23 protein-coding genes are annotated in these 22,628 nt (G+C 59.6%); 11 read left to right on the forward strand and 12 right to left on the reverse strand.

Going from position 1 to position 22,628, the window contains the following annotated elements:
* Positions 1-53: 53 nt before the first annotated feature.
* The 8 genes from ACWPW0_RS03660 to ACWPW0_RS03695 all read right to left on the reverse strand — a co-directional run bounded on the left by ACWPW0_RS03660 (position 54) and on the right by ACWPW0_RS03695 (position 6,409).
* A complete protein-coding gene (locus tag ACWPW0_RS03660) occupies positions 54-446 on the reverse strand; it encodes a hypothetical protein (RefSeq protein WP_447589097.1) in 393 nt (130 codons plus the stop codon).
* A gap of 77 nt (positions 447-523) precedes the next feature.
* Positions 524-763 (reverse strand): hypothetical protein, encoded by a 240-nt coding sequence (locus tag ACWPW0_RS03665; RefSeq protein WP_447589099.1) that lies wholly within the window; start codon positions 761-763, stop codon positions 524-526.
* Between the two features lie 5 nt (positions 764-768).
* A complete protein-coding gene (locus tag ACWPW0_RS03670) occupies positions 769-1,014 on the reverse strand; it encodes an Imm32 family immunity protein (protein WP_447589101.1) in 246 nt (81 codons plus the stop codon).
* 370 nt (positions 1,015-1,384) lie between these two features.
* Complete coding sequence (locus ACWPW0_RS03675) at positions 1,385-1,690, reverse strand: hypothetical protein (RefSeq protein ID WP_447589103.1); 306 nt, start codon at positions 1,688-1,690, stop codon at positions 1,385-1,387.
* Between the two features lie 85 nt (positions 1,691-1,775).
* Positions 1,776-2,123: a hypothetical protein gene (locus tag ACWPW0_RS03680; RefSeq protein ID WP_447589105.1), complete on the reverse strand. Its 348-nt coding sequence runs from the start codon at positions 2,121-2,123 to the stop codon at positions 1,776-1,778.
* 95 nt (positions 2,124-2,218) lie between these two features.
* The gene (locus tag ACWPW0_RS03685) at positions 2,219-2,758 is read right to left on the reverse strand and encodes a hypothetical protein (RefSeq protein WP_447722242.1); all 540 of its coding nucleotides are present in this window, start codon (positions 2,756-2,758) and stop codon (positions 2,219-2,221) included.
* A 152-nt stretch (positions 2,759-2,910) separates the two neighbouring features.
* The gene (locus tag ACWPW0_RS03690; protein ID WP_454254462.1) at positions 2,911-4,593 is read right to left on the reverse strand and encodes an ATP-dependent nuclease; all 1,683 of its coding nucleotides are present in this window, start codon (positions 4,591-4,593) and stop codon (positions 2,911-2,913) included.
* Positions 4,594-5,284: 691 nt separating this feature from the next.
* Positions 5,285-6,409 carry a methyltransferase gene (locus tag ACWPW0_RS03695; protein ID WP_454254463.1) on the reverse strand — a complete coding sequence of 375 codons (1,125 nt, stop codon included), beginning with the start codon at positions 6,407-6,409 and terminating at the stop codon, positions 5,285-5,287.
* Between the two features lie 68 nt (positions 6,410-6,477).
* Here ACWPW0_RS03695 and ACWPW0_RS03700 point away from each other — a divergent pair, with 68 nt between their 5' ends.
* Positions 6,478-7,254, forward strand: coding sequence for a ferredoxin--NADP reductase (locus tag ACWPW0_RS03700; protein ID WP_454254464.1), 777 nt, complete (start codon positions 6,478-6,480; stop codon positions 7,252-7,254).
* Positions 7,255-7,506: 252 nt separating this feature from the next.
* A complete protein-coding gene (locus ACWPW0_RS03705; protein ID WP_447589120.1) occupies positions 7,507-9,066 on the forward strand; it encodes a TerC family protein in 1,560 nt (519 codons plus the stop codon).
* Positions 9,067-9,122: 56 nt separating this feature from the next.
* On the opposite strand, the gene mscL is transcribed toward ACWPW0_RS03705, so the two are convergent.
* On the reverse strand, positions 9,123-9,542 hold the full coding sequence (mscL, locus tag ACWPW0_RS03710) for a large-conductance mechanosensitive channel protein MscL (protein WP_447589122.1): 420 nt from the start codon (positions 9,540-9,542) through the stop codon (positions 9,123-9,125).
* Between the two features lie 177 nt (positions 9,543-9,719).
* On the opposite strand from mscL, the gene ACWPW0_RS03715 reads away from it, so the two are divergent.
* The 4 genes from ACWPW0_RS03715 to ACWPW0_RS03730 all read left to right on the forward strand — a co-directional run bounded on the left by ACWPW0_RS03715 (position 9,720) and on the right by ACWPW0_RS03730 (position 12,133).
* A complete protein-coding gene (locus tag ACWPW0_RS03715; protein ID WP_447589123.1) occupies positions 9,720-9,962 on the forward strand; it encodes a YdcH family protein in 243 nt (80 codons plus the stop codon).
* 85 nt (positions 9,963-10,047) lie between these two features.
* On the forward strand, positions 10,048-10,329 hold the full coding sequence (locus tag ACWPW0_RS03720; RefSeq protein WP_447589125.1) for a YdcH family protein: 282 nt from the start codon (positions 10,048-10,050) through the stop codon (positions 10,327-10,329).
* A 128-nt stretch (positions 10,330-10,457) separates the two neighbouring features.
* Positions 10,458-11,822, forward strand: coding sequence for a DNA repair protein RadA (gene radA, locus ACWPW0_RS03725; protein WP_447589127.1), 1,365 nt, complete (start codon positions 10,458-10,460; stop codon positions 11,820-11,822).
* Between the two features lie 131 nt (positions 11,823-11,953).
* Positions 11,954-12,133, forward strand: coding sequence for a hypothetical protein (locus tag ACWPW0_RS03730; RefSeq protein ID WP_454254465.1), 180 nt, complete (start codon positions 11,954-11,956; stop codon positions 12,131-12,133).
* 115 nt (positions 12,134-12,248) lie between these two features.
* On the opposite strand, the gene ACWPW0_RS03735 is transcribed toward ACWPW0_RS03730, so the two are convergent.
* The 3 genes from ACWPW0_RS03735 to ACWPW0_RS03745 are packed head-to-tail and all read right to left on the reverse strand — an operon-like array spanning position 12,249 to position 15,979.
* Positions 12,249-12,617: a PilZ domain-containing protein gene (locus ACWPW0_RS03735; RefSeq protein ID WP_454254466.1), complete on the reverse strand. Its 369-nt coding sequence runs from the start codon at positions 12,615-12,617 to the stop codon at positions 12,249-12,251.
* Positions 12,610-14,817, reverse strand: a complete 2,208-nt coding sequence (locus ACWPW0_RS03740) for a hypothetical protein (RefSeq protein ID WP_454254467.1) — start codon at positions 14,815-14,817, stop codon at positions 12,610-12,612. The genes ACWPW0_RS03735 and ACWPW0_RS03740 overlap by 8 nt, the downstream gene beginning before the upstream one ends.
* Positions 14,804-15,979, reverse strand: coding sequence for a DUF3142 domain-containing protein (locus ACWPW0_RS03745; RefSeq protein WP_454254468.1), 1,176 nt, complete (start codon positions 15,977-15,979; stop codon positions 14,804-14,806). Before ACWPW0_RS03745 ends, ACWPW0_RS03740 begins: the two co-directional genes overlap by 14 nt.
* A 308-nt stretch (positions 15,980-16,287) precedes the next feature.
* On the opposite strand from ACWPW0_RS03745, the gene ACWPW0_RS03750 reads away from it, so the two are divergent.
* The 5 genes from ACWPW0_RS03750 to ACWPW0_RS03770 all read left to right on the forward strand — a co-directional run bounded on the left by ACWPW0_RS03750 (position 16,288) and on the right by ACWPW0_RS03770 (position 22,568).
* Positions 16,288-18,378 carry a carbon starvation CstA family protein gene (locus ACWPW0_RS03750; protein WP_454254469.1) on the forward strand — a complete coding sequence of 697 codons (2,091 nt, stop codon included), beginning with the start codon at positions 16,288-16,290 and terminating at the stop codon, positions 18,376-18,378.
* Positions 18,368-18,571, forward strand: coding sequence for a YbdD/YjiX family protein (locus ACWPW0_RS03755; RefSeq protein ID WP_447589137.1), 204 nt, complete (start codon positions 18,368-18,370; stop codon positions 18,569-18,571). Before ACWPW0_RS03750 ends, ACWPW0_RS03755 begins: the two co-directional genes overlap by 11 nt.
* Positions 18,572-18,737: 166 nt before the next feature.
* Positions 18,738-19,712: a GTPase gene (gene yjiA, locus ACWPW0_RS03760; protein ID WP_454254470.1), complete on the forward strand. Its 975-nt coding sequence runs from the start codon at positions 18,738-18,740 to the stop codon at positions 19,710-19,712.
* Between the two features lie 460 nt (positions 19,713-20,172).
* Complete coding sequence (locus ACWPW0_RS03765) at positions 20,173-21,399, forward strand: acetyl-CoA acetyltransferase (protein ID WP_454254471.1); 1,227 nt, start codon at positions 20,173-20,175, stop codon at positions 21,397-21,399.
* On the forward strand, positions 21,396-22,568 hold the full coding sequence (locus ACWPW0_RS03770) for an acetyl-CoA C-acyltransferase (protein ID WP_454254472.1): 1,173 nt from the start codon (positions 21,396-21,398) through the stop codon (positions 22,566-22,568). The genes ACWPW0_RS03765 and ACWPW0_RS03770 overlap by 4 nt, the downstream gene beginning before the upstream one ends.
* Positions 22,569-22,628: the final 60 nt, after the last annotated feature.

The raw sequence follows: 22,628 nt of genomic DNA on the forward strand, positions 1-22,628 counted from the left end.
TCCCGAGTGAGCGAAGCGAACGACTTGAACCAGTAGTTAGATGTGGCCACTCGCTAGTAAAGCTTTATCTCTAGAACCAACTCGGTAAGTCTGTGAGGAATTCCGAGTGTGGTTAGCTCTTGCGATAGCTTGCTTAAATTTTGTTGTCTGTGGCCATGGGTAAATTCTTTGTTTTCAATTTTTTCCCAATAGAACTGCGCAGGAATTATAAAGTGGGCAATTTGCTCGTAGTGGAACGGTTGCCCCCAAACTCCACCGTCGGCCGTGTAACTCTCATGAATATCTTGCTCATCTGGAAGACCACTTTTCCAGTAATTTATGTCTGAGTTCAAGCTTTGAAACGTAGTCCAGGCACACCAAGATTGGCTTGCCCATGAAACGGGCGCTCCTTGCCCAAGGATGCGTCGCGCGGTTTTTAGAAATTCTTGCCACTGTGCATTAGTCATGAGCTGCATCTAACGTTTGGTTAAGGGGCGGGCTTTAGCCCGTCCCAGTGAGCGAAGCGAACGGTTTGAACCAGTTGTTAGAGGTTTACTCCGCGCTTTACCAGTGCAATATTTTCGGATGCTGAATTCTTGTAGTGAATCAGGCCACCAAAATCGGTGTCAATGAGAACTCCAGACATTAAGTATGACCAATTGCTCTTAGGGTAATCTTTACTGTATTGCCCTGATTCGATACAGGCGACCACAATACCTTTGTGCTTCTCTGCAATAAGGACTTCATCCCCTAACATGGCTTCTGTGCCTTCGCTGTAGTTCATTGGTTTTACAGTTCATAACTTGGGTTGAATACAATAAAGTGTGGTGAGTGCTCAAAGCTCTTGTCTTGGTCAGATAAGTGCTCATGCTCCCAAGACTTTTCATGTATTTCTATTTTATTCGCACAGAGTTCAAGGAATTTCGCGATGCGCCGCAGTTCTTCAGGTGACGCGACCAATGTGACTTCTGCTAGGTCGGCAGGAGTAATATTCTCAGCGTCTTGCTCTTCCTTGGCGTAACCGTGAATTTTCACAAAGACCTCTAACGATTAAGCTAAGGGGCGGCGCTACGCCGTCCCAGCGAACGAAGTGAGCGATTTCAGCGACTTGTTAGGTTTCATCACGATGCCTGATTGGGGTTGGAATATCTTGGCAGTTCTGGAGCACGGCATACTTGCCATTGGACTTGCCTACCAAGGAAATGGGCAATGAAGTGCCGCCACCATCTAGCGATATCCTTACCTCCATTTCTTGGTCCTCAAACGATAGTAACTCCTTAATCAAGCCAGCTATTGTCTTGCCTTTGGACGTCCACTCAGGATTCTTCATGTGAGACCTAACGTTTGGTTAAGGGGCCGGCTTTAGCCGGTCCCAGTGAGCGAAGCGAACGATTTGAACCGCTAGTTAGGTGTTGAGCGTCGGCCTTAAACGAAGCGCTAAAATAATAGAAATTGGACCGACAAGTAATAATAAAGAGTGTGGCCATGTGTGCAGTTCAAAAAGCATAGCCAGATTAGCTTCCAGATTGTCAGTATAGAAAAATAATAGTATTGGCGCGCCTTCAATGAAAGCCAAGGCTATAAATGAAAATATGGAAAGTAGCCCAAAAAATGAAGAGGACTGCTTCCACGCCAAGAAGGCTGCATAAGCAAATAGTGCGTATGCAATGAGTAAAGGCCAATACACATTAGGAATTCGTATGGTTTCCACAGGACACTCTCTTGTAAGCACCTAACGTTTGGTTAAGGGGCGGGCTTTAGCCCGTCCCAGTGAGCGAAGCGAACGGTTTGAACCACTAGTTAGGGGCCCGGCCACCATTTTTTGTTTTTAATGCTCTGGCTAGGAAGTAAACACCGCCAGCAAGACTTAGTTTTGAAATGCCACCAGTTATTCCAAGCACAACTGCGCCCGTTGCTGGCCATGGCTTGCCTAGTTCAAAGTTTGTCTCTAAAAATATTTGCGCCAAAACCCCAAGCCCTAACGCGCCATTAAATGCAAATTGCATTATTAGTGAATAAGTGGCGTAGATGCCTATTAATATTCCTGATGTTTTATTTATTGATACAAAAATTAGCACCGCCAACCCAACCAAAAGCAGCCCCGCAGAGTAGTGGATTGCTATTTCGATATTTTGAAGAAGCAATGTAGGGCTCCTAACGGTTGGTTAAGGGGCCGGCTTTAGCTGGTCCCGAGTGAGCGAAGCGAGCGGCTTGAACCAGTTGTTATGTGTGCCTGGTACTAGTAGATAACCTCTGGCTCTTGATCTGCCATGAGCATGATGTAGAGGCATAGGAAATCAAGGCCGACTTCGTCCGAGTGCTTAACTTGTTTTTCAAATGGCGGGTTCAAGCGTTTCATAACCAGCTCGCCATCTTTCCATGTGCCGGTCCAGCCAAAATATGGCGGTAATGGTGACCAACGCTCGGTGTAGTGATATTGGCCATCTTTTATTCCTTCCAATATCCATGTGGCTCCATCAAGCCCGGCATTCTTCTCTTCGGAAGGTAGCGTCCAGAATTGTGCGCCATTTAGAAAGCTTTTAAGGTTCTGAAGGTGGGTTTTAGTTAGTTCTGTTTTTGTTTCCGATAATAAAGTTTGAGGATCTTTTTTGGAGAATTTTTTAATGATTAAAGTTGGTTTGTTAGTGGAGGTTAGGTCGATTGTATAGGTCAGAGTGCTCTTTGAGCTGCGAGACCAATAAAAACGATAGATTTCTATTTTAGATGATGTGGCTAGATTTTTAATCGGTTGCTCATTAATACTGTCTAGTTCCCTCATCAGGCTGCTGCTGGGTTCACTCGCATAGCAATTGATTGTGAGTATTAAAGAGGCTAAAGCTAGTAGTGATTTCATAAGGTACACATAACGATTAAGCTAAGGGGCCGGCTTCGCCGGTCCCAGCGAATGAAATGAGCGACTTCAGCCCATTGTTATATTTTTGCCGGGATACCTTTTCTAGAGGCGGATGATGTCCAATTCTTTATTTTCTCAATGAAAGCCCATACATCCCCAGTTTTGGGCTTTATGTAACCTGAAGATTCGGGGTTTTCTCCCATTTTTTCAAAGATTGAAACTAGCCATTTTGGACCATGACCTGTTGCTCCGAGATATTTCAACCAATATTCCAGCTCCCCATTAGCAACCACAAACAGGCCATACTCTGCTAATTGATTTAGGAGATTCTCTGCAGCTTCGCGCTCATTGTCAGGCAATGCGGATATTCCGCCATCACGTTTCATATCGATATTCAGATCGTTGAATTTCTGCTTTATTTTTTGCCTAATCTCTCCCAGTGGCGCCTGTGTTATTTGAGGAAGAAAACCGCCACTTAGGAAGCTAGACCAAACCTGGCCTCCCTCTTTAAGCACATCTATATCAACAATCGCAGCGGCTGGGATACCAAGCTCTCTTAGGGGCTTGATTATTTGATGAACAGTTTGCTTATTTTGGGCATTTATAAATAGGCAATTACTTATCCCTGAGTCTGGTGAATATCTTAGAAGGCGATCATTTATCTCTTGATAGAATGCACGATCTGCATCAGACTCAGTTACAATCACCGCCTCGTAAAATAACCCATCAACGACTCCAGTTGACCGCAGTAACGGATTACGCATTAACTGAAGTAGCTTATCATCTGGCAGCAATCTGGCAGTAGCAACTCCTTGTGAATATGTCAGCCTAACGATATTTATCGGAACCCCTGATTGCATACATCCCATAATAAAGTTTGAGCTATGCGTTGAAACAAAAATATTCTTATTCTGAGCTGAGGATGTTATAGAAACCTCCTTGCCTAACTTATACGAGAGGGATGGATGCAGAAATGCTTCTGGTTCGTCTATAAGGAGAACCATAGGGTCACCGGCTACTAATTCGAGCACGATGCCGGTAAAGGCTTTTACGCCATCGCTCATGTCATCAATTTTTTTTGCTTTGCTGTGAAAATCTACAGCCTCAGCGTGTACGCCTCGTTCCTCCATGTCATTTTTGGGGGCAGCTTCTGATAGTCTGACTTTTAATTGCCCCAAGTCAGTCGGGTCAATGACAAAGTACATGCCAAATGCATCGTGCACAATTCTCCGCACTTCTTTTCGTTTCTCGTCATCACGAAAGAGTGCGCTTAAACTATTTTGCGGTGGCGATTGAAGATTTCCGCCTGGTTGGTCACGCACGAGCTGCATTCGGCCTTGCCCATCCAGCAATAAAGTATTGAACTTTAAAAACCAGCTACAAAACCACTGCCTAAAATGACCATTATTTACGTTGTCTATGGCCTGATTAAGATTTGCTTTTGAGACTTGTATTCTTTCTTGGTAGCTACCGAGAATTACATTACCTTCAGGAAGTGACTCATGCTCACTTGGCTGTTTTATTAAGTGAGATAGCTTCTCACTAAACTTATCCCTGTCTACATTTTTAAGGATTACCTCACTTAAAATTACACCTCGAGCATCAAGCTGTCCCGATCTGCAAAAGACCTGAATCTCCCTTAGCGCTTTTGATTTGCCAGAGTTGTTCGGGCCAACAAATACAGTAATTGGGGTAACAGCTAGATCTAAAGCCTCTTCATCTTCTGCACTGCCAAACTTCAACTTGATTTTTTCAAGCATGCTTCAATCTCTGACGAAAATATAACTATAAATAGACACCAAATGGTGCATAACCTGCTGAGCGGGACTGGTGGATAACATTCCATGTTCCTTTTGCAGGGCCTGTCTAGACCGGGGTTCTTATGGTGCTGATGACCGTATAAGAAGGTTATGCACCACACGTGGCAAGGCCACTGTGCGCGACTAAGTGCGAGTGCAAACTTGGTCTCGACAATAAGCCATCATATTGCCATCTGTCCATGGCGGGCGAGCCCGTTCAATCGCGCGGAGCGGGCACTCTGGTTTGTTATGGGGCCAACAGTGCCGTCCATACAGTTGAGCTCCCAGCGAGGTTGTTTTCTACCGGGCCGGGAGAGCAGTTCGATCTCTTCGCCTCACATCAGGAAGCACCGCCTTGTTAGCTGGAGCGGGCTGCTTTGATAGCACTGCTTGTCGCAGTTTGTGCTGACGTTGTAGAGCCGTGTTTAGAGCGGTGGGCATCGCCACGCTCGCGGACTAGGTCGCTTGAGTTGCCCTGCCGGCGTGTAAGAGCCTGTTTACGATCTCCTAGCTCGCGGCCATACGGCGTTAAAAACGCCCTCGGAATGCTCATTTACCACTCGTAAACTGCGCTTCCTCGGGTGTTTTGCGGGGGCGCCTAGCCCTTGTCTGGCTCTAACCCTGAAGATCGTAAACAGGCTCTAAGGACGGTTTATTTTGTTGCCTTGAGCACCACGAACTTGGGTGTCGCCGCCATCTGTTCCACACCGCGGAACAGGCGTTTGAGCTTGGCGTGGTAGGCGAGGTGGCGGTTGCCGACGATCCACAGTTCGCCACCACGCACCAGTGCGGCCTTGGCCTGGGTGAACATGCGCCAGGCAAGGAAGTCGCCGACCACCTGTTGCTGGTGGAAGGGTGGGTTGCACAGGACTCGATCCAGCGAGTCGGCCGATTGTTCGGCCAGGCCGTCACCCGCGCGGATCTCGACGGGACGCGCGCCAAGCGCCGCCTGCCAGTTCTCCTGGGCCGATTGCACCGCCATGTACGACTCGTCCACCAAGGTCAATTGCGCCTCGGGGTTGGCCAGGGCGTAGGCGATGCCCAGTACGCCGTTGCCGCAGCCGAGGTCGGCCACGCGTTGTTCGCCCAGCGTTCGCGGCAGATGTGGGAGAAAGGCACGGGTGCCAATATCCAGGCCTTCGCGGCAGAACACGTTGGCGTGGTTGATCAGCTCGATACGGGGCTGCTCCAGCTGGTAACGGCTGGGGTAGGGCGAGCGGGGGGCTGCCTTGGGCTCCGGTGTGGCGAACAACAGGCGTGCCTTCTTCACTGCCAGCGAGGCCTGCACCGGGCCGATGTAACGTTCCAGCAAGTCGCCCGCTGCGCGGGGCAGGTGTTTGACCATGCCGGCGGCAATCACCTGCGCGCCTGGGGCGAGCTGGTCATGCAGGCGGATCAGTTGTTCTTCGAGCAGCGCCAGGGTCTTGGGCACACGGATCAGCACACAGTCGAACGGGCCTTGTGCTGTGGCGCTGGCTGGCACGAAGTGCACGGCATCGGTGTTCAGGTCGTTGCGGGCGAGATTCTTGCCCAGGGCCATGAAACCCAGGTGCGAGTCGCCGCTGCTGGTCACCTGGGCGTGGCTGGCCAGGCTAGTGGCCAGGGCGCCGAAGGCATCATTCAGTACCAGCACGCGCGCGTCTGCCGGCAGGCCCTGCTCGTGCAGGTGGTTGAGCAGGTATTCGTCAGCCGCATCGAAGGCCTGCAACGGCTCGTTGGCTTGGTCGGGCTGGCGGATCAGGTCGAGCCGGGCAAAGGGCGTGTCGAGAATAGGCATGGAAACCGTCGGTGTTTGTTGGGGCCGCTTTGCGGGACACTGTGCGGGTGTAGTCGAGGAGCGCAAGTATGACCGTCAGCGAAGAGAAGTTCACGAGCCAGACCCTGACCGAGGTGAGGATCTGGTCGCCGAGTCTGTTCACTTTGCGCGTGACGCGTGACCCGGGCTTTCGCTTTCGTGCCGGTCAGTTCGCCCGGCTGGGTGTGCGCAAGGCGGACGGAAGCATCGTCTGGCGTGGCTATTCGATGGTCTCCGCGCCCCATGACGAGTACCTCGAGTTCTTCTCCATCGTCGTACCGGGTGGCGAGTTCACCAGTGAGCTGAGCCGTTTGCAGGTGGGCGACGAACTGCTGGTAGACAAGCAGGCCTTCGGTTACCTGACCCTCGACCGCTTTCCCGATGGCCGCGACCTGTGGCTGATCGGTACTGGGACCGGTCTGGCGCCGTTCCTGTCGATCTTGCAGGACCTGGAGGCCTGGCAGCGCTTCGAGCGCATTGTGCTGGTCTACAGCGCTCGCGATACCGGTGAGCTGGCCTATCAAGAGCTGATCGCCGAATTGCCGCAGCGCGAGTGGCTGGAGGGCGCCGGCAGCAAGCTGCAGTACATCCCAGTGGTGACTCGTGAGCAGGTGCCGGGCGCGCTGAATGCCCGCGTCACCGCGTTGATCGAAAACGGCGAACTGGAGCGTGCCGCTGGTCTGGAGCTCAGCCCCGAGCATTCGCGGGTGATGCTTTGTGGCAACCCGCAGATGATTGAGGACACCCGCGCGGTGCTGAAGACCCGCGACATGCAGCTGTCCCTCAGCCGCCGACCGGGTGCGGTGGCGGTGGAGAACTACTGGTAACCAGTTAAAGATTGGTAACGTTTTGCTCCTTCAGGTCGCATGCGGACTACCCTTAGGATTGTCGTCCGTTATTACCTGACTGGATTTCATGGACAGCGATTGTTGCAAGCCACCCCCGGTGGCCCCCTCCATTTACCCGCCCAGCTTCACCTGCACTGGCCTCACGCCGTACGCCCCTGCACACCTTCCTGTTTCCCAGCTCCGCCAACGCGGTGCTGATCGTCTCTTGCCTGCCGGAATCTTCTGACCGCTATGGAATGGATCCTCGATCCCACGGCATGGCTTGGCCTGCTGACCCTGATCGTCCTGGAAATCGTCCTGGGCATCGATAACCTGGTGTTTATCGCTATCCTGGCCGACAAGCTGCCGCCCCATCAGCGCGACCGTGCGCGGGTAATCGGCCTGAGCCTGGCGCTGGTCATGCGTCTGGGCCTGCTGGCCAGCATGGCCTGGCTGGTAACCCTGACCGATCCGCTGGTCGAGGTGTTCGGCAAGAGCTTCTCCGGGCGTGACCTGATCATGCTGTTCGGTGGCGTGTTCCTGCTGTTCAAGGCCACCATGGAGCTGCACGAGCGCCTCGAAGGGCATGTGCAGCGAAGTGGTGGCGCGCGCACCTATGCCAGGTTCTGGCCGGTTGTGGCGCAGATCATCGTGCTCGACGCTGTGTTCTCCCTGGACGCGGTGATCACCGCCGTGGGCATGGTCGAGCACCTGGAAGTGATGATGATCGCGGTGATCGTCTCCATCGGCTTGATGATCGTTGCCAGCAAGCCGCTGACGGCTTTCGTCAATGCGCGGCCGACGGTGATCATGCTGTGCCTGGGCTTCCTGATGATGATCGGCTTCAGCCTCACCGCCGAAGGCCTGGGTTTCCACATTCCCAAGGGCTACCTGTACGCGGCCATCGGTTTCTCGATCCTTATCGAGGTGTTCAACCAGTTGGCCCGTGCCCGGCGCAAGCGCAACCTGCAGGGTGAGCGCGGCCTGCGTGCGCGTACCGCACATGCGGTGTTGCGCCTGCTCGGCGGTAAGGTGGAGGCCGACGAGGTGGGCGAGGAAATCGCCGATATGGTGGGCGAGTCGTCTGGTGAGCGCGGGCTCTTCGACCGTCGCGAACGGGTGATGATTCGCGGCGTGCTGGGGCTGGCCGAGCTGTCGATCCGCCATGTCATGACCGGGCGCATGCAGGTGCATCACATCGACCTCAATGACGAGGCCGAGGCCATCCGCACCGACCTGGCGCTGTCGCCTTACTCGCGCCTGCTGGTGATTCGTGACGATCAGCTCGATGAGCCGCTGGGCTACGTGCACAAGAAGGAGTTGTTCAAGGAACTGCTCAAGGGCGAGCAGCCGGATATCGAAAGCCTGCTGCGTCGCCCGCTCAACCTGCCGGACAGCTGTACCGTGCTGGGCGCGCTGGAGCAGATGCGTGAGGCCTCGACCCACGTGGCGTTCGTGGTCAACGAGTTCGGCGGTTTCGAAGGCATGCTGACGTTGACCGACATCCTCGAGGCCATTGCTGGCGAACTGCCTGATGCCAGTGAGGTGGACGGGCCGGAAGTCGAGGAGATCAACGGTGCCTACCGGGTCAACGGTGCGCTCAACCTCAGCGTGTTGCGCGAGCGCATCGGCTTTCGCGCCCAGGCCACCGAGGATTACCAGACCCTCGCCGGCCTGGCCATGAGCCTGCTCGATCGTCTGCCCGCAGTGGGCGATAGCCTGGCCTTCGCGGGTTGGCAGCTGCAGGTGATCGAGGTGCGTGAGCGCCGTATCAGCCGGTTGCTGCTGACGCCGCCGGCATCTCCCGGATAAAAGCAGCGGATACAGAAACGGCGCCCTTGGGCGCCGTTTTCATGTGCGTTGCCGGGTCAGGGCAGGCGGTCCTGCTTCTGCTCCTTGAGCAGGTCGCGAATCTCGCTGAGCAGGGTTTCCTCTGGCGTCGGCACTGGCGGCACCGACGGTTCCACGGCCTCTTCGCGCTTGAGTCGGTTGATGGCCTTGACGCCCATGAAGATGGCGAAGGCAACGATGATGAAGTCGAGCACGGTCTGGATGAACTTGCCGTAGCTCAGCACCACCGCCGGAATGTCACCCTCTGCGGCCTTGAGCGTGATGGCCAGGTCGCTGAAGTCGACCCCGCCGATCAGCAGGCCGATGGGCGGCATGATCACGTCGCCGACGAAGGAACTGACGATCTTGCCGAATGCCGCGCCGATGATGATACCGACGGCCATGTCGACCACGTTGCCCTTGACGGCAAATGCCTTGAACTCGTTGAGGATGCTCACTCTTGTTTACTCCATGAGGGGTCTGGTGGGTGAAGTGTAATTCAGCGCGCGCGCCGTGCCAGCCTGCATTGGCATGAGAATGCTCGGCGTTGGGCTCTGACCGTCGGTCCGGATGTTGGTGCGATGAATGTGTGGGGTTGGTCTAGCCTGAATGTTGATTGCCTAGGAGTAATGACCATGCCACTTGAACATCATCCGCTGTCCCGAGAGTTCCCCGAATACCAGGCCGCCCTGCGTACGCTGATGCAGGATGCGCACTTCGCCCATCTGGCGCGCGAGTACCAGAGCCTGGATGCACATATCTACGAGGTCGAGGCGGGCCGGCAGGAGGTGGATGACCTGACCTTGCAGGGGCTCAAGCTGAAACGGGTGACCCAGAAGGATGTGATTGCCGATCTGCTCAAGCGAGCGGCTCAGTAGCGATAGGTTCTTTGTTTGACCGGCGTCAACGGCATATGGGGTGGGGCGTCTTAACCTGAAACTCCCCTTTGCTGGAGTGCCCCACATGCACGTTGACCACCATCCGCTGATCCAGGATTTCCCCGAATTGCGCCCCGCTTTGCAGCGTTTGCGTCAGGAGGATGAACACTTTTCCCGCCAGGCCAGCCACTATGAGGACCTGGACAAGCGTATCTGCCGCATCGAAGGCGGCATCGAGTTGCTGGGCGATGATGGCCTGAGTGCGCTCAAGCAGGAGCGGGTGGCCCTCAAGGACGACCTGGCTCGCCAGCTCAAGCGTGCATCCGGCCAATGCTGCGGCTGCGGCAATGGCTGTAAGGGCAGCTAGACGCTCCGGCTCTAGGGTGCACCGCCACTGGGCTCATCGCGCCGCTACCGAGCCGTATTCTCTGTATTGGGCTGTAAATATATCCAGTTGTTTCGTATCATCCGGGCTTCGATGACGAGGAGCCCGTTATGGCCAAGGCCAAGCGCATGTATGGCTGCACCGAGTGTGGCGCTACCTTTCCCAAGTGGGCCGGGCAGTGCGGCGAGTGCGGCGCCTGGAACACCCTGACCGAAACCATGATCGAGGCCAATGCTTCTACGCCCAGTGGGCGAGGTGGCTGGGCCGGGCAGCAGGCGCAACTGAAGACCCTGGCCGAAGTCAGCGTCGAGGAAGTGCCGCGTTTTTCCACCGCCTCCAATGAACTGGACCGCGTGCTCGGTGGCGGCCTGGTGGATGGCTCGGTGGTGCTGATCGGTGGTGACCCCGGCATCGGCAAGTCGACCATCCTCCTGCAGACCTTGTGCAACATCGCCCAGCGCCTGCCCGCCCTGTACGTTACCGGCGAGGAATCGCAGCAGCAGGTGGCCATGCGCGCGCGCCGCCTTGACCTGCCGCAGGACAAGCTCAAGGTGATGACCGAGACCTGCATCGAAACCATCATCGAGGTGGCGCGCCGTGAGCAGCCCAAGGTCATGGTCATCGATTCGATCCAGACCATCTTTACCGAACAATTGCAGTCGGCTCCGGGCGGCGTGGCGCAGGTGCGCGAGAGTGCGGCGCTGCTGGTGCGCTACGCCAAGCAGAGTGGCACGGCGATCTTCCTGGTCGGCCACGTGACCAAGGAAGGCGCGCTGGCCGGCCCGCGTGTGCTCGAACACATGGTCGACACCGTGCTGTATTTCGAGGGCGAGTCGGACGGGCGCCTGCGCCTGCTGCGCGCGGTGAAGAACCGCTTCGGCGCGGTCAACGAACTGGGCGTGTTCGGCATGACCGACAAGGGCCTCAAGGAAGTGACCAACCCCTCGGCGATCTTCCTCACCCGTGCCCAGGAAGAAGTGCCAGGCAGTGTGGTCATGGCCACCTGGGAAGGCACCCGGCCAATGCTGGTGGAAGTGCAGGCACTGGTCGATACCAGCCACCTGGCTAACCCGCGCCGCGTCACCCTGGGCCTGGACCAGAACCGCCTGGCCATGTTGCTGGCGGTGCTGCACCGCCACGGCGGTATCCCGACCTACGATCAGGACGTGTTCCTCAACGTGGTCGGTGGGGTCAAGGTGCTGGAGACTGCCTCGGACCTGGCGCTGATGGCGGCGGTGATCTCCAGCCTGCGCAACCGACCGTTGCCCCATGATGTGCTGGTGTTCGGCGAGATCGGCCTGTCCGGGGAGATTCGTCCGGTGCCGAGTGGCCAGGAACGCCTGAAAGAGGCCGCCAAGCATGGCTTCAAGCGCGCCATCGTGCCCAAGGGCAACGCCCCCAAGGATGCGCCGGCAGGGTTGCAGGTGATTGGCGTGACGCGTCTGGAGCAGGCGCTGGATGCCTTGTTCGAATAACCATCAGGTGGCTGCCGCCCCGGCGCTGCGGCGTTCTGCCGCTGTGGGGCAGGTGTGGCTGTTGCCGCAGATCAAGTTTCGCTGCATCGGGTGGGAGGAGCATGGGGCCGTATCCAGAAAGGAGATGCCCCATGTTTTCGTTCTTCGACTTCTTCGCCAAGACTATCAATTACGAGCCGGGGCAACCTCGCGACCTCGCCGAAGAGCGGCGCGAGGCGAGCATGGCCACTCGCCGGGCACAGGCGCGTCGCGCTGTGCAGAAACCTGATGCGCTGCGCCGCGAGGCAGGTGCTCACGAAACTGCACTTTAGCCAGGGGTGTTCGGGTTTGTAGGGCGCTCCGTGCACCCGCGGTTCGCGTCGTTGATGCACAGATGGTGTCAGGTGCCCAAGGCGCACCCCGCATGAGGGTGGCGTGAGCAGGCGCTCAGCCTTCCTCTTCACCCAGCGCAGCCAATTCCCGTTCCAGCAGGCTTTCGTCGCCCAGGTTGAGTTCTACCAGGCGACGCAGGTGGCTGATGGAGTCCAGGTCGATGTGCCGGCAGACGAAGCCGAGCAGTCCGTCCCGGGTACGGGTCAGCTCCACTTCCATCTGCAGGCGGGTGCTGGCATCCAGGGTGATGGTGGCGAAAAACGGCTGGGCCGGATCGCCACTCCAGTCTGCCGGTTGCTCCACCAGCATCCCCTTGAGCGACAGGTCATGCAGCTCGACAGCCCAACGCTGTCCGCCTTGAGCCAGCTCGGTGGCGGCGTCGAAGGCGATGCGTTGGAAGCGTCGGCGCTCGGTTTCACTCATTGCGTGAATCCTCTTTGGTTTTAGCCACTATAGCCAAGGCTGCCCGACGCCGCTTCCAGTAGAGCAGGCCGCCCGCCACGATGAGCAGGCCGACAGGAAGTGCGTATTTGTAAGGACGCAGCGCCTGGCGCACGGCTTGTTCGCGCTCGAACCACACGCGTTTGCCGGCAGCCTGGAAGTCCGGCTCCGGGCAGGTCTGGGTGCCGAAGGCCCCGGCCCATTCCAGGTAGGCGCCATGGTCGATATAGCGCTGGTAATAGGTGCGGGCCTGCGGGTAATCCTTGTTGATCACCCAGTCGGTGGCCTTGCACAGGACGGCGGCAAAAGCCTGGCTGCGCTCGGGAAGCAGGTCGGCGGAGCGATTGGCCAGTTCGGCGGCGACCCAGCGGTAATGAAAGCGCCGGTTTGGTTCGGCCTGGGTGGCATTCTGCAGCTCGGCTTCGGCACTGGTGAGCAGGCCGCCAGCCTTGACCGGCTTGGGCTGGTCGGTGCCGAAGGCGCCTGCGGTCCAGGCGTTGTCCGGATTCAGTTCATAGCCGAGCAGCTCCATGCCCTGTACGCGCGCTAGGGTGGCGGCTTGGTAGTAGGCTTCGGCCCGCGCCGTACGACTCCAGGCGTTCTCGCCGGCCTGGCGCGCGTTGCCATAGTCGCGTGCCGCCTGCTGCAGGGCTGCGCTGGGGAAGTAGGCCGTGGCTTCGTCATAGCGCTGTTCGCGCAGCATGCGCCGGGCGAGCAACTGGCGCAGGCGGTTCGGCAGGGGCCGATCCCAGACGTAATCCTCCTCGTCGGCCTTGGTCGGGATGGCCGTGACGTGTTCATCGACATAGGCCTTGAGTTCATCCGTGCTCAGCACGCGTTCGGCGACTTCGGCCGCATCCTGCCAGTAGGTTTCGCCGCTGCGGTAGAGCAGGTCGAAGGCGTCGAGGTAATCGCCACGCTCCATGGCCAGAATGGCGGACTCGCCCTGGACGCGGCACTGCGGCTTGAGGGTTTCGTACTGCCAGTTTTCGGAGCGGCGCCAGCCCCAGTCTTCGTCAGCGGGGAAGGCCTTGGCCGCTTTCGCATAGGCTTGGGTGGCTGCGTTCTTGTCGCCCTCACGCAGGGCCAGTTTGGCCCGCAGCCACCAGGCTAGGCCAGTATCGCTGGCCTGTTCGAGCAGCTTCTTGGCGCCGGCATAGTCGGCGCTCTGGTAACTGATTGCCGCCAGGCGATCGGCGTCTTTCAGATTCTTGACCTCGGCGCGCTGCAACAGGCCCAGCAGGCGCTTGGCGGTCATCGTTGTCTGCGCGTCGTAGTCGTCGATCTGACTGAGTATCTGGGCCGTGAGCAGTTGCTGCACTTCCGGCTGGCTGAGCAGGGGCAGCAGCTCGGCATTGGACAGGCTTGCCAGCTCGCGTGCGACCTGGCGCAGGGAGCTGTAGCCGGTGCTGGAGTTGTGCAGCGACTGGCTGGCGTAGAGGCGGATGGCGCCGCCCCAGTCGCCGGCATCGAGCAGCAGGCGGGCTTCTTCGCCGAGGCTGGCGATACCCAGCTCCAGTGGATCGGCCAGGCCGGCGGCCACTTGCTCGCGGACCTGTTGGAAATTGCGTTGGGCCTGCTGTCGATAGTGCTGGCTGCGCTCCGCGATGGCGGTGTCGTCCAGCACGTCATCGGCGGCACTGTTGACCAGTGCTGCCTGGCTGCGCGCCAGCGAATAGCTGGCCCAGGTGCTGCGCAGAGGGCGTTCGGCGACGGGCAGGGCCAGGACCTGCTGGAAGTAGTCGGCGGCCAGCGCATGGTCGCCTTCGGCAAAGGCCACGGCACCAGCGGTATACAGGCGCAGTTCGGCGGGCAGGGCGGCGCCGTCGCGCTCGGCCTGGCGGGCATCCTGCAGGCTGCGCAACTGATTGGTCAGGGCCAGTTGCTCAGGCGTCAGCTGCTGTTTTTCCGCGACCACGCGGGCGTCCAGGTAGCGGCTGTTGTCGCTATCCCAGTAGGGTTCCAACGTTGCTTCGCCGGCCTGGCCAAGGCCAGGGATCGGTTGGCCGAGCCGGCGCGTCTCGAGGCTGAAGTTGCCTTCCGGCAACTCGCGCAGGGCATTTTCGCGGTCCTCCAGCAGGCGGTAGGGAAACTCCGGGCCGCAGGCATGCGCGCTGCTCAGTGGCAGCAGGCTGGCGAGCGCGAGGGTCAGCAGGGTGGGGCGCCAGTTAGAACACAGCATTGAGTCTTCCTTGATGAAGAGTTTGGCAGCGGACCCAGCCCACGGCGCGTTCTTCGCCGGGGGGCAGGATGCCGGGTTGTTTGGGGGTGAAGCGAAAACCGTCGGGGGTGCGTTGCCAGCGATAGCCGCCCACGGCGTCGACTGCCTCGCAATTGGCGGCGGGCAGGTTGACCTGCAGGGGCAGGTTGAGCGGCAGGTTGCCGTGGTTGAGTACCAGAATCTCGTTCACACCGTTGGCGGCCCGCAGGCGCACGCTGGGTGCAGTATGCAGCCGTTCTCCGTGCACCACGGCGAGCAGGGTTTGCAGTGGCCAGGCACGCTGGTCGCTGGGCAGTGGCAAACGGAACCAGAGAATGCCGCGCAGGTTGTCCGGTGTCCGGCTGCGCAGGTTCTCCAGCAGGCCGGCCACCTGGCGCGGATCGGCGCGCAATTCGCGGCGCTCACCGCGCAGGCGCAATGGTGCTTCACTTTCCACCTGTGGCAGGCCGTAGACGTTGTCCACCAGTGCGACACCATAAGCAGGCAGGGCCAGGTAGAAAGGTGTTTGGCTGCGCGCGGCGTAGGCGCGGGCCCATGGCTCTGCCCGTTGCGGATCGAACAGGCCTTGAGTCGGATCGTCCACGGCGTGCACCTGCAACACCGAGCTGTCGACTTGTGCCAGCACCTCATCCAGCACCGGGCTGTCCAGCCAGGCCGGCAGGGCGGTAATGCTCAGTTGCAGCTCTTCCGGCAGTTGCCGGCGCAGGTCGCGCAGCAGTTCGACATAGGCTGGCAGGCGTGCGGTGGCGCAGTCGTGATCGATCTCCACGCCTTGCAGTGGCAGGCCTTTGGCGCGCCAGTAACGGGCCAGTTCGAGCGTGCGCTGGAGAATGGCTTCGGTATCGAGCTGTGGCAGCTGGCCGTCGAGACGTACCACGGCGATCACCGGTCGGCCGTCCTCGCGCAGCAGATCAAGGTCCGGGTAGGCGCGTCCCCAGCCAGCCTGTGGGTGGGCCTGTAGAGCCAGAACCCGCAGGGCGGAGAAGGTCTCGCGACTTTGCGCCAGGGCATTGGCATGTGCCGGCTGCCATTGGCGCTGCCAGATATAGACCTGCTGGTCGAAAGCGCGGGGTGGCGTTTGCTCCAGGCAGCCGCTGAGCAGGAACAGGCAGAGCATCGTCATGAGCGAACGGGGTGACAAGCCGTACATGGCGCGGGGTAACCTGTTTGCGAGCGGTAACGTGTGGCTGGAAGCGGGAGTTTACGGCTTGCACATCGGCTTGCCGAGTGCACCGCTCACGTCCTGGTGCGATGCAGCAGCAGACAGCCGGCCGAGCCGTCTGGTTCGCATGCGCCATAATCAGTAACGTGTCATGGCGATCAGCCGTGCGCGACAGCCTTTTGCCCCATTCGACCTTGGTCGGATAGTGACGTGTGCTGGAGCGGCTAAGCTAGTGCGGCAGCTTGTCTGTCCATTCATTGGGAGCTCATATGAACAATAACAATAGCCTGCTGCGTCACGTGCCCTGGGCAGTGTTGGCAGTGGTGGGCGCCTGTGCCTTGGGTGTCGTGGCGTTGCGCCGCGGTGAAGCTATCAACGCCTTGTGGATAGTGGTGGCCTCCGTTGCCCTCTATCTCGTCGCTTACCGGTATTACAGCCTGTTCATTGCCACCAGGGTGATGCAGCTGGACCCGACCCGGGCCACGCCCGCGGTCCTCAACAACGATGGTCTGGACTATGTGCCGACCAACAAGCACATCCTCTTCGGTCACCACTTCGCCGCCATCGCTGGCGCCGGCCCCCTGGTCGGTCCGGTACTCGCCGCGCAGATGGGTTACCTGCCCGGCACGCTCTGGCTGATTGCCGGTGTGGTGCTGGCCGGTGCGGTGCAGGACTTCCTGGTTCTGTTCATCTCTACGCGCCGCAATGGCCGCTCCCTGGGCGAGCTGGTCCGCGAGGAAATGGGCCAGGTGCCTGGCACCATTGCGCTGTTCGGCGCGTTCCTGATCATGATCATCATCCTCGCGGTGCTCTCGCTGATCGTGGTCAAGGCCCTGGCTGAAAGCCCGTGGGGCATGTTCACGGTGATGGCGACCATCCCCATCGCGATGTTCATGGGCATCTATATGCGCTACATCCGTCCGGGGCGCATCGGCGAGATTTCAGTCATCGGCGTGGCGTTGCTGCTCGGGTCGATCTGGCTCGGTGGGCAGATTGCCGCCGACCCGGTCTGGGGGCCGGCCTTCACCTTCACCGGCGTGCAGATCACCTGGATGCTGATCGGCTACGGCTTCGTCGCCGCGGTGCTGCCGGTGTGGCTGATCCTGGCGCCGCGCGACTACCTGTCGACCTTCCTCAAGATCGGCACCATCATCGCCCTGGCCATCGGCATCCTGGTGGTCATGCCCGAGCTGAAGATGCCGGCGCTGACCCAGTTCACCGACGGCACCGGCCCGGTGTGGAAAGGTACGCTGTTCCCCTTCCTGTTCATCACCATCGCCTGTGGCGCGGTATCCGGCTTCCATGCGCTGATCAGCTCCGGCACCACGCCCAAGCTGCTGGCCAACGAGTCGCATGCCCGCTACATCGGTTACGGCGGCATGCTGATGGAGTCGTTCGTCGCCATCATGGCCATGGTCGCAGCATCGGTGATCGAGCCGGGCGTGTACTTCGCTATGAACAGCCCGGCGGCCGTGGTTGGTTCCGATGCTGTATCGGTAGCCGCGGCTGTCAGCAGTTGGGGCTTTGCCATCACGCCGGAGGCGCTGGAAGCGGTTGCCCGTGACATCGGCGAGCACACCATTCTGGCCCGCGCCGGCGGTGCGCCGACCTTGGCCGTGGGGATCGCGCAGATTCTCCACAGCGTGTTGCCGGGCGAGAACACCATGGCGTTCTGGTACCACTTTGCGATCCTGTTCGAGGCGCTGTTCATCCTTACCGCAGTGGACGCCGGTACCCGTGCCGGACGCTTCATGCTGCAGGATCTGCTCGGCAACTTCGTGCCGGCCCTGAAGAAAACCGAGTCGTGGACCGCCAACGTCATCGCCACGGCCGGTTGCGTCGCGATGTGGGGTTGGCTGCTGTACCAGGGGGTGATCGATCCGCTCGGCGGCATCAATACCTTGTGGCCGCTATTCGGTATCTCCAACCAGATGCTTGCCGGTATCGCGCTGATGCTCGGTGCGGTGGTGCTGATCAAGATGAAGCGTCAGCGTTATGTCTGGGTGCCGCTGATTCCGGCCACCTGGCTGCTGATCTGCACCATCACGGCCGGGTTGATCAAATTGCTCGACCCGAATCCGGCAGTGGGTTTCCTGTCTCTGGCCAAGAAATACCAGGACGCCGTGGATGCCGGTCAGATCCTCGCGCCCGCCAAGGACCTCGGCCAGATGCAGCATGTGATCTACAACGCCTACACCAATGCGACGTTGACCCTGCTGTTCCTGTTCGTGGTACTCAGCGTGCTGTTCTACGCGGTCAAGGTTGGGCGTGCTGCGTGGGTCAAACCGCAGCGTAGTGATCGGGAAGCGCCGTATCAGGCGATCCCGGCCGACGCACCGGAGGTGGCCAGTGTTCAATGACCTGAGCCGCATGGGCAAGTACCTCGGGCAGGCTGCGCGAATGCTGGTCGGCATGCCGGACTACGACACCTATGTCGAGCACATGGCCAAGAAGCATCCCGACCTGCCGGTGATGAGTTACGAGGCGTTCTTCCGGGAGCGCCAGGAGGCTCGTTACGGCGGAGGTAAGGGACGCCCCATCCGCTGCTGTTGATAGACTCCTTGCAACACCGCGCGCCACGCCCAGTCGTGGCGCGCTGCTTTTCGTAGGGTGGATCGGAGCGCGTAGCTGACGCTCTGTTCGTCCACCGCTGACCCGTACGGTGGATCGATAAGGCGCGGGCTGCGCGCCCCGATCCACCCTGCACAGGATGATCGCGATGTCGCATGCCCCCATTCCCGTCACTGTGCTCAGTGGTTTTCTCGGTGCCGGCAAGACCACGCTGCTGCGCCATATGCTGCAGGCCGAACATGGCCTGAAGCTGGCTGTGATCGAGAACGAATACAGCGATACCCCTATCGACAGCCAACTGCTGGGCAGCGAGCCGGTGCAGGTGATGACCCTGGCCAATGGCTGTGTCTGCTGTTCCATTCATGTCGAGCTGGAGAAGGCGCTGTACCTGCTGCTGGACAAGCTCGACAGGGGTGAGCTGGCCTTCGATCGGCTGGTGATCGAGTGCACCGGTCTGGCCGATCCCGCGCCGGTGGCGCAGACCTTTTTCGCGGGCGATGAGTTGTGCGAGCGCTATGTGCTCGACGGCATCATCACCCTGGTCGATGCGGCCAATGCCGAGCGCCATCTGCAGGAAGCCATCGCCCAGGCGCAGGTCGGGTTTGCCGACCGCATTCTGCTGAGCAAGACAGATCTGGTCGAGGCGGCTCAGGTCGACGCGTTGCGTCAGCGCCTGCAACGCATCAACCGGCGTGCACCGATTGGCGTGGTCGAGCACGGGCGTATCGACCTGGCTGAATTGCTGGATATCCGTGGTTTCAATCTCAATGCCGATATTGGCCCTGCGTTGACATTGCGGCCTCTGGCGCCGGCTGGTGCATCGGCGGATCGGATTGCCACCCTGGTGCTGAAAAGCGAGCAGCCGCTGGATATCGACAAGCTCAGCCTGTTCATGGAAGACCTGCTGGAAACCCATGGCAATTCGCTGTTGCGCTACAAGGGCGTGCTGAGCATCGCTGGCGAGGAGCGGCGGATGGTGTTTCAGGGCGTCTTGCGTCTGTATGGGTTCGACTACGACAGCGAATGGGCGGCCGACGAGGCGCGTGAAAGCGTGATCGTGTTTATCGGCGATAACCTGCCCGAGGAGGAGATTCGTCGACGCTTCGCTCATGTGCTGATCTGATCTTCCTGGGCTGTCCGCATCGGAGCTTGTTGGTGCGCGTGGCATACCCTGTTGCAGCGCGATAGGAGCACGTGCCAGAGGTAGGTTTTTATTGATTAGAGAAAGGCCGCTCACCTGCTAGGGTGTGCGGCTTTTTTTATGCCGTGGTTTTTTGGGGGGGGAGAGTGACGATGGCTGCGCGCGATTCATCGCGGTTTATGACGCCCGTTTCAGAGCCGTTCGCGGGCGTAATTCTGCTGGCTTATAAGGCGTAATATTGCTTGGGATATTGCTTGCGTAGTTGAACTGAATGGCTTAATTTCAAAGCGTCGCTTGGCTTTGTGTGCGCTTTAATAAGCTTTTATCTGGCTGATTTATCGAGATGTATCGCCGGCGATGATTGTGCCTTTTGATTTTATAAGAATACTAAAAATTATCTACGGACTGACCTTTTGCGGGGGTGGTCCTGTAGGAGGCCAAGATGACCGGTGTGTCGATACTCGGTGGTTCGCAGACGGACTTTGCGCGTAATTGGACGCGTGAAGGACTGGGATTGGCGCAGATGCTCGAGCAGGTCTGTGCGCAGGCGCTGGATGTCACCGGCCTGGAGCCCGAGCGGGTGCAGGCGATTCATGTCGGCAACTTCGTCGGTGAGTTGTTCTGCGGGCAAGGCATGCTCGGTGGGCTGGTTAATCGCCTGTATCCCGCCTGGCACGATCTGCCCGCTTCCCGACATGAGGCGGCGTGCGCCTCGGGCAGCATGGCCATTCTGGCGGCGATGGCCGATATCCAGGCCGGGCATTACGACTGCGTGCTGGTGGTCGGTGCAGAGCTGATGCGCAATGTTGGCGGCCAGCGTGCGGCGGAGTTTCTCGGCGCGGCAGCCTGGGCAGGCGAGGAGGGGCAATCAGCCACCTACCTGTGGCCGCACATGTTCGACCAGGTGCTCAATGAATACGACCGCCGTTATGGCGTCGACATGGCCCACCTGACCAGCATCGCCCGGGTGAACCTGGGCAACGCCAAACGCAACCCGCTGTCGCAGACCCGCGCCTGGCAGCTGACCGATGCGCACTTCGCCGCCAACGATGAATTCAACCCGCTGATCGAGGGGCGCCTGCGCCGGGCCGACTGTGGCCAGATCACCGATGGTGCGGCGTGCCTGATTCTGGCGTCGGATGCCTTTGCCGAGCGTTATCAGCGTGACTACCCGGCGCAACCGGCGCCCGTACCGATTCTGGGGTGGGGGCACCGTGGTGGCCCGATGTCGCTGGCGGAGAAGCTGGCGATCAGTGGCGACAGCCCCTGGGTTTTCCCGCACCTGCGGTCAACCATTCAAGACGCCTTGTCGCGCGCCAGGCTTGCCGATGCCAATGCCCTGGACGTGATCGAAACGCATGACTGTTTCACCGTCAGCGAGTACATGGCCATCGACCATTTCGGCCTGACTCCACCGGGGCAGAGCTGGCAGTTCATCGAAGAGGGTGCATTGGCCTTCGACGGACGTTTGCCGATCAACCCCAGTGGCGGCCTGATCGGTTCCGGTCACCCGGTTGGCGCCACGGGCGTGCGCATGCTGCTCGATGGTTTCAAGCAGGTGCGTGGTCTGGCGGGTGATTACCAGGTCGAGGGCGCGCGTCGTGTCGCCACGCTCAACTTCGGTGGCAGTGCAACGGCTACCGCCTGCTTCGTGGTGGGCGAGCCGTGAGCGCTTTCCTTTATGAGGTCGTGCGCACGCCGCGCGGTGCTGGCAAGGCTGACGGCGCGCTGGCAGGCATTGCGCCTGTCGACCTGCTCGCTGCCTTGCTGGTGCCTCGCCGTGAGCGCTGGGCGGCTGCGTTGCCAGAAGATTTTGCTCTGGGTTGCGTGACCCAAGTGGGCGAGCAGGGCGCGAATCTGGCGCGCACGGCCTGGTTGCATGCCGGCATGGACAAGTCCGTGCCGGGGCTGACCCTGAATCGCTTCTGCTGTTCGGGTCTGGATGCGCTGGGTTATGCCCTTGGGCGTGTACGCGGTGGCGATGTCTGTGCCGTCGCGGGTGGCGTGGAAAGCACCTCGCGGGTGCCGATGTTCTCCGATCGGGGCAGTTGGTTCAGCGATGCCGCTGTTCGAGCCTCCACGGGGTTCGTGCCCATGGGCGTGGCCGCTGACCTGCTGGCTCGCCGTCATGGCTATTCGCGAGACGCCCTGGATAGCTGGGCGTTGCAGTCGCATCAGCGTGCGGCGCGCAGCGCTGAGCATCCATTCCTGCAAGCCCTGGTGGATGCCACGGGCACGCCTGTGCTCGAGCGTGACGAAATGGTGCGCCCCTCTCTGACGCTGGAGCGGCTGGCAGCGTTGCCGGCGGTGTTTGGCGAACAGGCGGCCGAGTGCGGTCCCTGGCTGCAGGACTGGTATCAGGGGGAGTGGCAGGCCGTGCACTCGGTCGCCAATGCCCCGGCTCCCGCCGATGGTGCGGCGCTGGCGCTGCTGGGCAACCTCGAGTTGGGTGAGCGCATCGGTCGTGTGCCGTTGGCGCGCGTACTGGATGTCGTCAGCGTGGCGGGCGAGCCGGTGCCGATGCTCGAGGAGGGGCCGGCGGCGGTGCGCAAACTGTTGGCCCGCCATGGCCTGTCGCCGAGCGATATTGACCTGTACGAATTCAACGAATCCTTTGCGGCGACCACGCTGCACTTTCGCGACAGCCTGGGCATTCCTGACGCACGACTGAACATCGCGGGCGGTGCCTTGGCGCGCGGCCATGCCTTGGGGGCGACCGGGGTGATGCTGGTGGCGGATCTTCTGGCCAACCTGCGTCAGCACGGTGGTCGCTACGGTGTAGCGGCGATCTGTGGTGGTGCGGGGGTGGCGACGGCCTGCTTGCTCGAGGTGTTGTAAATCCATGAGGCCCGCTGCCAGGGGAAGCGGGTCGCCATACAAGAATGTCCCCTATTTGAA

The organism is Pseudomonas sp. Marseille-Q8238, assembly GCF_965111915.1.